Below are 13766 nucleotides of genomic sequence, written 5' to 3'. Positions count from 1 at the left end.
CTGAAGAAACCAACTCAGCGTTAATTTACTGACATAGTATTAAAACGCCAACTTTGCTTATAAGGGTATACATCTGGAAGCTGGCCTTGCTCAATTCCTTGCTGGATCATTTGCCAGTACTTTGCCGTAAATAAATCACTATGGTAATGGTTAAAGTGGTTAAACGCACTGTTACTGGCACTAAAAAACACTTTAAATTGACTGGGAAATATATCATTTTGGTCAATATCAAAATAGCTGTGTGAGCTTAATTCTTCTAACGCGTTTTGTGTATTTGGCACGTCTCTAAAATTGCAATCGGTGAGAGGGCAAATTTCATCATAATCATAAAATACTATTCGCCCCCAACGTGTGACGCCGAAGTTTTTCATCAGCATGTCACCAGCAAAAATATTTGCACTGGCAAGCTCTTTTATCGCTTTACCATAATCAAGCATCACTTGCTGAAGTGATTGACTATTACATTGATTGATATACAGGTTGAGCGGTGTCATTTTTCGCTCAACGTAAACATGCTTTAGTATTAAGGCTTTGCCGGAAATGACTAAGCTATCGCCAATGTGTTTTTTCATTTGTATTAGCAGTTCATCACTAAAACGGCTTAAGTCAAATGCAAGGTATCTAAACTCATGAGTGTCAACTAATCGCCCTACTCTGTCAGCTTGTTTTACAAAGTTATATTTATCTTTTACTTGTTGTTTAGTTGCTGTTTTTGGGGCACTAAACTTATCTTTTATTACCTTGTATACATAATCTAGGCCGTCAATGGTAAAAACTAGCATCACCATACCCGGAGTCCCTGGCGCTAGATGGTACGTGTATTCTGCGGGACTACTTTTAGTCGTATCTACTTTATAACGATAAAATTCGGTTTTTGCATGTTTAATAAAACCAATCGCATTAAATAATTCAAAACGTTGTTTGTGAGGCATTAATACACTGAGGTAGTCAACATAACGAGCAGGTTGGTCGGTATCTACCATAAAATAGGTACGTGCAAAGCCAAATAATAAACTAAGTTGATCAGCCCCCATCATTACAGCATCAATTGTAAGCCCATCGGGGGTATTTAAAATAGCAATTGCAAAGGGCATGTTATCGCCATTTTTGGCAATACATCGCCCTATGACATAACAGGCCTTATTACGATAAAAATGCGAATTAGCGTATTCAATATAACCGTCATTTAAGTTTATTAATTCGTATACTTGTCGACATTGCTGCTGAGCACCTTGCGTTAACGTTGCTTGTAACTTAGTTAAATCACTACTTAAATCTTCAAAGGGGACTCTAAACACTTGCTCATTTAATAAGGCTTTAATTGCTTGATCAAAACCTTCTTTTAAGGAGATACGACTTACAAGTCCTTCATAGGAACGCGGCTGTCCTCGGTATTTTGCTTTTAATACAAATAAGTGAACTGTGCGAATTTTTTTATCATCCCAAATAGCGCCAAAAGTAGAATTAAAAAATGTATGCGCAATGGGTTGGTTTTCATGCTCTTTTACCATCTCACCATAAATATTTTTTGCCCGCTGCCATGTTTGAGGACAATCCAATTCATCATAAGCAATCACTCTAACGGCTTCACTTACTTGCTTTACTAAGCGTTCATACACTTGTAAGCGCTCTCGCATTGCTGCTTGCACCTCATGATACTGGCGTTGTTCAAAGCGACTTTGTGCCCCTAAGGTGATATTTAAAAATTGTGCAAACATAGCCTCAAAGCCTGCAAATATCGCTCGGGCTAACTTAGTGGCGACCACGGTTTGTACCGGATTATGTTGAGAGGTTAATGGCGTGCTTGGCATGATTTAGGCGCTTCTATTTTTAGCAATTATGCTGATTATTTTTTATTAGAGGTTTACACCTTAGCAAGCACACTTTAATTTAGGTAATTAATACAGCAAATAAATAAAATTGATCATATGAATATAAGAAATGTCGATCTCAATTTACTCGTCTATTTAAATGTATTAATAGATGAAAAAAGCGTATCAAAAGCAGCTAATAAGCTTGCTTTAACTCAACCAGCGATGAGTAATGCGTTAAAACGTTTAAGAGATTTATTTGATGATCCTTTGCTGGTACGAGCTGCGGGCTCTATGACTCCCACAGCCAAAGCACTGTCGCTCAAACCTGAAATTGAAGCGCTGCTTAAAATGGCAGAGGAGATCACTCAACCAAGCGAGCAATTTAACCCAGCAACTGCGCAAGTTACATTTCGTATTATGGCAAACGATTATTTAGAATCGACTCTAATTGCCCCCTTTATTTGCGAGCAACTAGCTAAAAACCCGGGCATTGACTTTGATGTGCTCAGTCCCAGTGATGTAAATTTACAAGATATGGAAAAAGGCACTATCGATTTGGCAATAAATCGTTTTAATGGTCTGCCGCGCTCTTTTCATCAAGCGACTGTATGGCGAGATAATTATTGTTGTTTAACCCACCCAAAAAATGATTTTTTAACGCATGCTAACTTAAATCAATACCTACAAAGCGAACATATATGGGTTAACCGCGCAGGCTGGGGGCCAGAGCCCGCAGTGACCAATAAGTCAGGAAAACAAAAATTAGGCTGGGTAGATGAAGCTTTGTGGCAATTAGAACAAACCCGTAAAATACGCGTATTTACTCGCCATTACATGATTGCCAGCTTACTGTGTCAATCTGAGCAACTCATAGCTACGCTACCCCGTCGTCAAGCAAAGCTATTAACCAGTCATACTAATTTAGTGATTAGCCCAGTACCATTTCAAGTCGTCCCTATAGAAGTAAAAATGATTTGGAGCCCGTTATTACACCACACACCAGCGCATCAATGGCTTAGACGTGAGTTATTAGCGTTCGCAAATACAGTGGTTGATAGGTAACACATTAAAATATTGATTAAATCAATATCAATTATTGAAAACAACAATTTCATTAATATTACACTTAGCGCTACAGTGAAGTTAAGCCAACAAACTAAGAGTAATAATTATGCAAACATCAGCAAGCTTCACACAACAAGACGGGTTATTCATTGATGCAAATTTACATCACTTCATTGAACAACAATTATGCCCAAATACGCCGCTTGAGACGGGTCACGTTTACCAGTCACTTGCCACATTAGTTGATGAATTCGGCTGTAAATGTCGTAAAAATAAACATCAAGAAAACGATACTCTTGACGTAAACACTTTATTAAGTGCCTATCAACGTAAAAGCCACCCTCATTGCCATGTTGATGCACAAACAACCGAAGCTGTATTAGATGAATACTGCTGTCAAGTACCTGCCATTATTGTAGTTGCGTTAATGGACACGCTCAGTGGCACTGTATGTGACGAGCAAAGTGCACATGAGCTTTATCACAGAGCAGCAGAGCTAACAGAGCGTCCATGTGTTCATCGTCAAGCAACCACTAACGCTTCAGCAGCTTAACATGCAGTCGTTTAAAAGTGCTCGATAACCTTACTAGCAAATTGTTTGCAGCTTAAGGTTGTCGAGTTATGATTTGAATGAGCCAAATCAAAAGTTACCTGCCCACTGGCAAATGTAGTTTCTAAGGCGTTTTCGATTAAACATGCCGCTTCAACCCATCCCATAAATTTTAGCATTAGCACCGCGCTTAATAAGCTACTACTTGGGTTTGCCTTATCTTGACCAGCTATTCGCTCGAATGTGCCATGTGTCGGCTCAAAAAAAGCAACCTCTGTATTTAAATTGGCGGCAGGCATAATCCCTACCCCCCCAACCTGTGCACTGAGCATATCGGCTAAAAAGTCACCATTTTGATTTGTAGTAGCCACCACATCAAATTGCGCAGGATCCATCAAGCATTGCTGCAACATATTATCGGCAATCACTTCTTTAATAATCAAGGGGGGTAAATTGGTTCGTTGTATTTCAAGCCAACGCCCATTTTCATGTTCTTTGGCATTATATTCTTGTTTTGCGAGCGCAAAGCCCCAGCGTTTAAACGCCCCATCGGTAAATTTAAGAACATTACCTTTATGCACTAACGTAAGTGACTCTCTCTCATTTTTAAGGGAATAATTAATGGCAAAGCGTATTAATCGCTCTGACCCTTCTTTAGATATATTTTTAATCCCTATACCACACTCTTGAGCGAAACGAAGACGGGTTACGCCCATTTCTTCACACAAAAAATCGAGCACTTTTTCACTTTCAACACTCCCCGCCTGCCATTCAATTCCTGAATAAACATCTTCACTACTATCGCGCAACACGGTAATGTTAGTGGTAAAGGGGTTTTTTAATGGCGAGGGTAAAGCACTAAAGCCTTTTATAGTACGCATATTAACAAATAAATCCATTTCATGGCGAAGCGCAACATTAAGAGAGCGAAAGCCACCGCCTAAAGGTGTGGTTAGCGGCCCTTTTATAGCAATTTTGCATTCACGTACTGCATTAATGGTTTCTTGAGGGAACCAGTCGCCATCATAAAGCTTAGCCGCTTGTTCACCATTATACACCTGCATCCAATGTATCTTACGTTCCTTGCCATAACAATGTTCTATGGCAGCATCCACTACTTGACGCATTACTGGCATCACATCTAAGCCAACACCATCACCGTCAATATAGGCAATAATAGGTTGTTCGGGTATATGCCACTGTCCTTGATCATCAATGTGAATATTGTCGCCATTGTCTGGCACCTTAATATGTTGATACTGCATACGTCCTCCTACAAGAGAATATATTTAAGCATGCATAACCCTAGTTGTCTTCATAACAAAGCGTATAGCGGTTATTCAACGATAAAATGTAAAATTTAAGGTGCTTTTTTAACGGTTAAAATAACGTCAATCGCATTGAGTAGAGCCTCAACTTGTTGTATGTCGAAAGCGTCAGGTGAAGACTTTAAGTTTGTTTCAAAATCAACAGCCTGTTTATACAACGCTTTGCATTCAAACATTCCAGCCGTTCCTTTGATCATATGCACGCTGCGTGCAAAACTCGTTATATCACCCTGCTTAAATTGAGACACTAACGTGTCTTTTTGTTTATTTAACCCTTTAATATATTCTTGCTTGAGTAGTGCAAACTCCTCATCGGGTAGCTTAATGTTCTCGCATATATCAATATCAAGATAACTTGCAATTTTACTACTAAAACAGCTTCTATCTATAGGTTTGGCAATATGATCAGTAAAACCTTGTTTTAAATAGCGATCAATTTCATGCTTCATCGTGTTAGCAGTGAGCGCCACAATGGGTGTTGTTACCCCTGTTGCTTGTATAATCTTAATTGCTTGCTCACCATCCATAATTGGCATTTGAATATCTAATAAAATTAAGTCAAAGCTTTCATCCATCGCTGCTTGCGCTGCATCTCGACCATTTTCAACAGCGACAACGGTTAACCCCATCCGCTCTAAAATTCGCTTAATAAGCTGACGATTTTCTGGATGGTCTTCAGCCACAAGTACTCTACCCACTAAATTTCGCTGACTATTATTTAAAAGTAGCTCTTTGGTTTGTGGTTTACGTATATCGTCAAATGCGTTAACCCATTGTGTATGTTCGGTTGTATTTAACTCCATAGTAAAGCAAAACTCGCTACCCTTACCTACCACAGAAAATACAGTAATATCGCCATTTAGTTTATTTGCTAAGCTTTTTGATATATTTAAGCCAAGTCCAGTACCACCGTATTTACGAGAAATTGACGAGTCAGCTTGGTGAAAGGGAGTAAATAGGTCTTTTTGCTCGCTTTCGGTCATACCAATACCGGTGTCTTTAACTTTAATTATTAGTTGCTTTTGATTGCAACTCACCGTCAGCATTATGTAGCCCTGGGTAGTAAATTTAAGTGCATTGGTTGCTAAATTTAATAATATTTGCCTAAGTCGAGTTGGATCTGAGACTATCCAATCTGGTAATGGAAATTGATAATCAACTTTGAATTTTAAGCCTTTATCGCGGATTTGCTTTCCTAGTAATGATTCAATTTCAGCAATAGTGGCAAACAAATCCGTTTCAACTAATTCTATCTCTAAACGGTTAGCCTCAATTTTCGACATATCCAAAATATCGTTAATTAGCCCAAGTACATGACGACTGTTTTGCAAAATCACCCTGATCCCATGATTTCTTTCATGAGGCTGTATATCACCTAAAATTATCCCATCAGCATAACCAATAATGGATGTCATTGGGGTGCGGATCTCATGGCTCATATTGGCTAAAAATCGACTTTTAGCTTCACTTGCATCACGAAGCTCCTCCGCCAATTGTTGTAACTCTTGGGTACGCAGCTTAACCTTGTGTTCCAAATTTTTAGTCAATTCAACATTCTGATGATGCAAAATACTGAATTTATTTGCGACAGCAAAAGCAAGTAATACCGCATCGAGCGCTGTGCCAATAAGCCCAAGTAAATAGAGATCCATTTTTATTGGCTCAATAATTCCTAGATTAGTTAAATTGCCAACCATATTAGGAATGGCCATAGCCAAATAGGCGAGAACAAAATAGCGAGCCGGCTTAAAGCCACTGATCCAGCTTCGTATACCAACAACCATACCTAAAGATAAAGTTGCCCCTGTCACTAAAGTGGCCCAAATAAAGCCAAAACCAGGCCAAACCATTGCAAAAGGTGCGCCTGCGGTGGCAACAATGCCTAAGTAGATTGATAATCGAGATAACTTAGGAGACGTGTCTTTTAATTTAAGTAAGCTGTTAAAAAATAAAATATTTGTGATGGGAATTAAAGTAAAACCTAACCAATGAAAATGGGCATTGTAAAAACCAAAAATTTGATCCGGTATATGAAAAAACTGACTCCAAGCCAACACCCAGCATGCTGTGAACATGGCATAGTACAAATGGGTTTTATCTCTATCCCCCAAGTAAATAAGAAAATTGTATAAACCTAACGCAATACCAACCCCAAAGCACAGCAACATAATCATGTTGTCTGAGGTTTTTCTTACAAAAAAATCGTCATAAGATGAAAGCACTAATTTTGGTGGAGTATAAAAATATTCACTTTGAAATTTTGCAATTAATACGTAAGAACGATTAGGCGCCAGCTTAACTTTATTTCCATAGTGAAATGCAAACTCATTTGGGTAAAGCCCCCCAGTGACATACTGCTTTATTGGTTCATCAAAGTTCGATATATCATAAATCCGGGTTTCGATTTTTGAAAGTAACGTGTTATACGGATAGAGCACCAGTTCATCTAAGTCTGTTTTATTTTCAAGTGCTATGACAAACCAAAAACTACCACCAAAAAACGATGTTCTTGATTGTGGTTGTTTATCTTCAAGCCACATTTCTATTTCACTGTGGTTACGGGGAAAAGTACCACTCGTTACCTGAAATACATGACCCTGACCGAGCAAATCAGTATCTTGTTGTTTTAAAGTATAAACAATAGGAGCGAGTGTATCTGCCGGCGCTAAATTGCTAAAGCACAAAAATACACAATATAAAAATAGCTTTAGAACTGCCTTCATTGGCATACTTCGCACCTTAATTTAAAGACTAAAATTAAAACTGATAACTAACATCTAAACCAAAACGCCTGCCTTCACCTTTAAAGTCTTCAAGCATGCCAAGGAAAGAGCTTAAATCAAATTTTAAATGACTATATTGCGTACCAAAGAGATTTTTCCCCCAAATAGCAATCGCCCAGTTATCATGTTGATAATGTATGTTTGCGTTAAAAATACTATAGCCATCTTGCATAGCATAAGGGTTTTGATTCTGATCAAAATAATAGTCGGATTGATAATCAACTAATAATTGCGTTGTTAGTGGGTGATTAGCCAGCACGAGCGTGTATTCAATGCCTGCACTGAGATTCCATTTTGAGGTAAACGGCAAACGATTATCTGTTAATGCGTTACCTAAAGGATCAACATATTCTTCAAACTCTGCATGGGGTATATAACCCATAGCAAACTTAACATTCAAATCATCGGTCAGCCAATACTCAAAATCAGCCTCTAGGCCATATATAGTCGAATCTGCCACATTTTCTAATAATTGAATAGGCGGGCTCTGATCAGATACTGAAGGCTGATTCATAAACACCTGTTGGTCATTATAATCATAATAAAATGCAGCCCAATTAAATCGCATGCCCAACTGTGGCCACCAAGACTTTGAGCCAATTTCATGTGAGTTCAATCGTTCTTTTTGATAATCAGCAAGCTGTGCTTGTTCAACCGATGATAAAAACCCACCGTTATAGCCTCCGCTTTTTGCGCCATTAGCAAATCGATAATAGGCATAGGTTGCATCATCTAGCTTAACGTTCACAGCCAACTGACCAGAAATGCCATTATCTGATTGCTCTCCCTGAACACGATAAAATGGCACCTTAACTCCGGTTAAATCGTTAGGGTCTAAAATAATATTAAGCTGGGATGTTGAGTCGTAATCTAAATACTCATAAGAATAACGAAGCCCAGCGGTAATTAGCCAATCTTGGTTTAATTGATAGTCAAGTTGGGTAAACGCTGCAATGCTCTTTGTTTTTATCCTATTATCATAGAAAAAAGTAGCGGTTAAATCTGTCTCTAAAATGCCTCGATAATCTCGCAAAATATCATTTACATTGTCTTGAATAATAGACTCATCAGCATAATAAATTCCCGTTGTAAGAAAATGCTCTGCGAGCTGAGATTGCAACCGAAACTCTTGCGTTACTAAATCAGTATTTAAACCTAAATTGCCTTCACATAACCGTGCTGGAGAGCCATCACAGTTAAAGGCATGATCACGCTTTAACTTGTTATAGCTAGTTAGTGAAATAAGCTCATTGTGTGTATCCAATTGCCAATTAACATGGGCACTAACCCCCTTACCATCGGTTTTATGTGGCGAATTATTATTAACGCTTACTGTATAAAAATCATCACTGCCATCATTAAATCCAAAGTTATCAAAACAGGTGGTTGAACCTGCTTGTGCTGGCGAGCATCGCTCTCCTGTTAATGGGTTTGCAATAACCCCAATACTGCCAACAGGCTGAACTATGCCATCCCAATCAGAAATATGCCCTTTTATCAACAACTGCACAGTGTCAAAGTCAGCTAAAAAGGACACTCGGCCATTTGTTTGCCGCATGCCCGCTGTTGGTGAATCAGCGAAAATATTGTTTGTAGAATAATCATAATTTTTATGGTTTAGCGCAACACGAACGGCTGTGTTGTCTCCAATAGCTGAATTAAACATAGCATCTACACTGGTCGCGTTGTTATTAGCAATACCAGCACTTAAATAACCACTTTGTTCAAACTCAGGGCGTTTAGAACGGATTAAAATAGCCCCGCCAGTAGAGTTACGACCAAATAAAGTTCCTTGAGGGCCACGCAAAATATCAATTTGCTCGATATCAAATAAGTTTACAATTTGGTTACTGGCAGAGCCCACAGCTATATCATCCACATACATCGCTACCGGCGATGTATTAGCGGTGTTATAATCAACTAGCCCTACGCCACGAATATTAACTGCTGGTGGTGTGCCTTCCGCTGCGTTTTGACTAATTTTTAAATTTGGGGCAAATACAGATAACTCTGTTGAGTCTTTAACCTGTTGCGCTTTGAGATCGTCCCCTTTTATTGTGCTTACAGAAATGCCGACTTCTTCAATTTTTTGGGCTCTTTTTTGCGCATAAACCTCAATGATTTCCATGTTCGGTTGGTCATCACTTTTACCCTCTACCACTACTTTCGCCTGCAGTGGCAGTAAAAAGCCTAGTAAGCATACCAACCATATATTTTTATTGAGAAGCTTGCCTTTATTTTTCATTTCACGTGACCTTTGCGCTAAATAAATGTAAACAACATGTTTAACTATATACTAATCAACCGATTAAAGCTGTGCTGGAAGAGTATTTTAATTTTTGATAACTGCAAATGCATTTTCGCCACTAATGTGTTGTGGGTAACCCACCATTGCTCTGGCTGTTTGCATACCTGCCATAACAGCCGCTTCAACACAACCGGCATTAACACCCGTTTTAATCCAGTCACCGGTAATAAAAAGGTTTGTAAATTTTGTTTCATCTGTCGCCAGTCGATACTTACTTGAACCCGCAACTGACAAAACATAACGCTCACTTGGGTCAACGTTTACTCGCCAGTATTGAGCATTTAATCGTTCATCCCCTGATGACGATATTTCATATAATACAGACCAGTCGAACTCATTATTTTGATATGCAAGCGGCCATAAGGACTGCATGTTTTTTTCTAGTATTGCTTCTAGATTTACCTTTACTTGCGATTTAGCCTGTAGAGGAAATTGATATTCACTTTTTGGTGGATAGTACTCACAAGGAAAAACACTGCAAAAATAAGCAATGTTTTTAGGAGGGCAATCAGTAGGCCACTGCTCTTTGTCGACTAAATTCATCATTGCCGCCCACGTATCAAATGGTTCGCTAAAGCCACTTAGAATTGGGCCTTCTTTACTCTTTGGAATATATTGCCAGCCTAATTGCTCGTCTGTTTTATTAAGCCATAGTTGGGCAGCTTGGGTTGCCACCGTTTTGACTTGCTTTGCTTGCGCTGCAAATTTAGTATCCCACGCTAATAATGAAGGGCATACGTGCTCAAGTGACGCCACAGATACACCCAACACAATTCTGTCAAAATCTTCTTTGTAGTTTAATTTTTTTATTGGCAGTGGCTGCCCAAAATGGTTTTCGTATTGAGACGGCCAGTCTGACCAAAAAGATTCTAAATTAATATCATGCTGCTTTAATAGTGCGGCTTGTTCACTATTAATTTGCGCATAAAGTGGTTCACTTGGCCAACAAGGTAGTTTTTTAACATTAACCAGTGGTTGATACTCTGCGTCTGCGAGAAAAGAAACTTGTTGCTGAAGTTCAACGGTCTCGACAAAACTCTCTCCTTGCTCACTTAGGCTGGGAGTCAGGTTTTGCAATTGATGAAAATACTCAAACTTAACCCCTCTTTTTTTTAGTAGTTCGTATAAGGGAGCAAAGATGACATCGCCCATCCCCGCTTGCATTTTCCACATGACCCCTCCGCGGTAACACAGCGCGATGCGTAACATAGCCAGTGATGCGACACCAGCCTCAACATTCGGCTTACTTAGGTCACCCGCAGGGTGCGCAAACACCAAATCATAAAACCCTCGTATAGGCGCCGAATTAGCACTGTATTGCTCATTTGCCCCATTTCTTATAAGCCATTGCCTAAAATCAAATTTATTTATAACCTCAAACCCTTCTCGATATACTTTGTCTTTTACCAAACCAACTAGCATTGCGATAGCAAGGTCTGCGCAAATATATAATCGTCTAAGCTGCGCATTATTGTCTAACAACTCAATCATTTCGCTATTAAGCCAGCGCTTTAGCTTTCTAACTATATACCAAATAACAAGGCCATCTTTTTTCTCATGTACTTGGGGGTTTAATGTATTGTCGGCGTGGGCAAACTTATTTAATGTATTGATTAATAAGCTTGGAGTAGAAGCAACTTCACTCGAATATTGTTTTATATCATCAGCAAAATCTCGCCAAGCATCTTCGGTATCATCAACCAAATCTGTTATTTGTTGGTGCAAGTGCCGTAATAAAGATTGGTCTCGTGTTTTTTTTGTACTTAATTGTATATTTTTATTAGCTTTTTTTGCTGCTGACTGTAAATCAAATATCCACTTTTTTAGCCAAGCTAGGGTCATTTTAATAAAATCCCATGGCGTTATATCTAAACTTCCATCAACAGGATTCCCTGCAAGTAATGGGAAATCAATTGGCCATGTTTGCCATTGGTCATCAATATATTCTTCTAAGGCTATAAAGCTATGCGGTTTTAATGCTTGCTGCCATGTAGATAAAGGTGAATCGGCTGGCCGTTGTAACTTAGTGTAAACCGTTTCTATTGTTTTAAAGCTATTTACATAAGCACCAAACCAAACATGTAAGCCATGCTCTTCAATACGCTGCCCGCTAGCCGCATTTCGACCACTTGCTCCTTTACCACCCAAACGCCAGCCTTGTTGGTATACTGTGATAGTTCGATGCTGTTGCCAGTCAGGTTGCTCAGTTAAATACAGTGCAGCAGTCATAGCCGATACACCGCCACCAATTATCACGATTTTTTCTTGGTTCATGGTAAATCCTTCTAAGCAATTTAAATTTTAGTTGCGGCTAACTGGTCGAAATCCATTTGCACATAAAAAGGTAAGTGCAGCGCTTGACTACCTAACTTTAGACCAAACATATCGGCAAGTGGAAAACTATCTAATTTATTAAGATGCAAAGTAAACTCAGGTTTCAAAAATTTAAAGCTATGTATTTTTTTAATCATTGAAGGTGAGTGCATTACGCTCTGGTATACCGCTGAATCGCCACTGCCATCAGGAAATTGTTTTAACAAAATTTGATCCATTTGTGGATTAACAAAGCCACTCAATAACTGCTTTAATAATGAAAAATCAATATCTAAATGTTTGCGAGAAAACAAATTTGCTACTTGATCGCCAAAGTTATCAATAATAGATAAGAAATCGCTATCTTGGTGTTTAGAATTTATAGTAATTGAAAATAGCTCATGCATTTGTAGCTTTGATTCAGGGGAGAAATGTTCAAAGCACTCTAAAGATATTGAAAAATTCGATAGCTCAGATACACAGCTGGGCATGGTGTAGTCACACAAATACTTATTATAGCCCCATGTTTCGCGACCATTAATAAGTGCATAAATGTTGTTAACACAGATAAACGCTGGATACCAATATAAGTAGGTTATATCTTCATCCTCAACCTTAGCGACAGGCAACCAAATGATAATATCTGTTTCTTGCATCCAACCATGCTGATCGAATGGCGGGGTCATCGAGGCTATTTTTTCAATATCTGTAAATGTAATAAGTGCAAACTCGCCAAGTATTTTAAAATAAATATTACCCTCCTCCCCTATGTTTAACGTTGAATCAATATACTTTTGTGCTTTATTAGATTCTATTTCAGCAAAAAAACCATACATATTTGCATTGTGCATACGACAAGGCGGCTTTGCTATTGGATTAGATAAAAAATGTTGATATGGCGCAGATAGTGAGTTCATTTGACCCCCTCAGTTAAAAACTGAGTATAGTCAGATATATTTGGGTCTGTTGACCTTTACGAATTAATATTTATGGCTATATGTGAATTCCACTCAATTCAAAGTATTTTAATAAATTGCTTGCAAAGAAAAATATTGTGACGTAATATCGCTGCTTGGCTATAAAAAGCCCTAGCGGTTAACCTCTTTACCCTGATCCAGTAAGCCCCGCAAAACGTATATTCAAAAGCTAAGTTATTGTACGGCGAGAACCCCTATTAATACCTTGATGATTTATTTTTAATATCATCGTAAAAGTGTCATAAAGATCGTCAACACTGTAATGAAGCTAAACACAATTAGATTATTTATCATCTGTAATGTGCTTTAAGAAAAAGCCCAGAATAAATAACAAAAATAAAGTGAGTTTTATTATGTCATACAAATATAACGGATCTATGATCCAAATAGCACATCCAGTGCAATCAATTTCGGTTAACAAACATCGTGTAATCTTCAGCGATACACAAGGTTTGAAAAATGCATTGTTTCAAAAAGCAAGTGATGCACGTCAATTTGTAAAATGGCTGAAAGCCAGTTAATTATTATTTATAAGTGTTTAACTTATAAATAAATTAAAATGCCAGCTTTATGCTGGCATTTTACTTTTTGGTGTATTACTGACTACACTTAAATCCATGTTTATTTA

The 13766-nt window shown here is 38.3% G+C and carries 9 protein-coding genes; 3 read left to right on the top strand and 6 right to left on the bottom strand.

What is annotated here, in order from left to right; translation table 11 throughout:
- Positions 1 to 20: 20 nt before the first annotated feature.
- Positions 21 to 1811 carry a bifunctional isocitrate dehydrogenase kinase/phosphatase gene (gene aceK, locus PUND_RS09095; RefSeq protein WP_010390200.1) on the bottom strand — a complete coding sequence of 597 codons (1791 nt, stop codon included), beginning with the start codon at positions 1809 to 1811 and terminating at the stop codon, positions 21 to 23.
- Positions 1812 to 1928: 117 nt separating this feature from the next.
- On the opposite strand from aceK, the gene PUND_RS09090 reads away from it, so the two are divergent.
- Together PUND_RS09090 and PUND_RS09085 are read left to right on the top strand one after the other, a co-directional pair.
- Positions 1929 to 2876 (top strand): LysR family transcriptional regulator, encoded by a 948-nt coding sequence (locus PUND_RS09090; protein WP_010390202.1) that lies wholly within the window; start codon positions 1929 to 1931, stop codon positions 2874 to 2876.
- A gap of 109 nt (positions 2877 to 2985) precedes the next feature.
- Positions 2986 to 3432 carry a hypothetical protein gene (locus PUND_RS09085; RefSeq protein ID WP_010390205.1) on the top strand — a complete coding sequence of 149 codons (447 nt, stop codon included), beginning with the start codon at positions 2986 to 2988 and terminating at the stop codon, positions 3430 to 3432.
- 11 nt (positions 3433 to 3443) lie between these two features.
- On the opposite strand, the gene icd is transcribed toward PUND_RS09085, so the two are convergent.
- From icd to PUND_RS09060, 5 genes are all read right to left on the bottom strand, one after another.
- Positions 3444 to 4694 carry an NADP-dependent isocitrate dehydrogenase gene (gene icd, locus PUND_RS09080; protein ID WP_010390207.1) on the bottom strand — a complete coding sequence of 417 codons (1251 nt, stop codon included), beginning with the start codon at positions 4692 to 4694 and terminating at the stop codon, positions 3444 to 3446.
- A 95-nt stretch (positions 4695 to 4789) separates the two neighbouring features.
- Positions 4790 to 7486 (bottom strand): 7TM diverse intracellular signaling domain-containing protein, encoded by a 2697-nt coding sequence (locus PUND_RS09075; protein ID WP_010390208.1) that lies wholly within the window; start codon positions 7484 to 7486, stop codon positions 4790 to 4792.
- A gap of 28 nt (positions 7487 to 7514) precedes the next feature.
- A complete protein-coding gene (locus PUND_RS09070) occupies positions 7515 to 9785 on the bottom strand; it encodes a TonB-dependent receptor (RefSeq protein ID WP_010390209.1) in 2271 nt (756 codons plus the stop codon).
- A gap of 87 nt (positions 9786 to 9872) precedes the next feature.
- Positions 9873 to 12122 (bottom strand): NAD(P)-binding protein, encoded by a 2250-nt coding sequence (locus PUND_RS09065; RefSeq protein ID WP_010390211.1) that lies wholly within the window; start codon positions 12120 to 12122, stop codon positions 9873 to 9875.
- A 20-nt stretch (positions 12123 to 12142) separates the two neighbouring features.
- Entirely contained in the window at positions 12143 to 13078 is a 936-nt protein-coding gene (locus PUND_RS09060) for an acetoacetate decarboxylase family protein (protein WP_010390213.1), read from the bottom strand.
- 413 nt (positions 13079 to 13491) lie between these two features.
- On the opposite strand from PUND_RS09060, the gene PUND_RS09055 reads away from it, so the two are divergent.
- Positions 13492 to 13659, top strand: a complete 168-nt coding sequence (locus tag PUND_RS09055; protein ID WP_007375427.1) for a hypothetical protein — start codon at positions 13492 to 13494, stop codon at positions 13657 to 13659.
- Positions 13660 to 13766: the final 107 nt, after the last annotated feature.

The sequence above is a fragment of the Pseudoalteromonas undina genome (genome assembly GCF_000238275.3).
GTDB lineage: Bacteria > Pseudomonadota > Gammaproteobacteria > Enterobacterales > Alteromonadaceae > Pseudoalteromonas > Pseudoalteromonas undina.
Note: the sequence above shows the minus strand (reverse complement) of the source record. Positions and strands in the feature narration are given on the sequence as shown.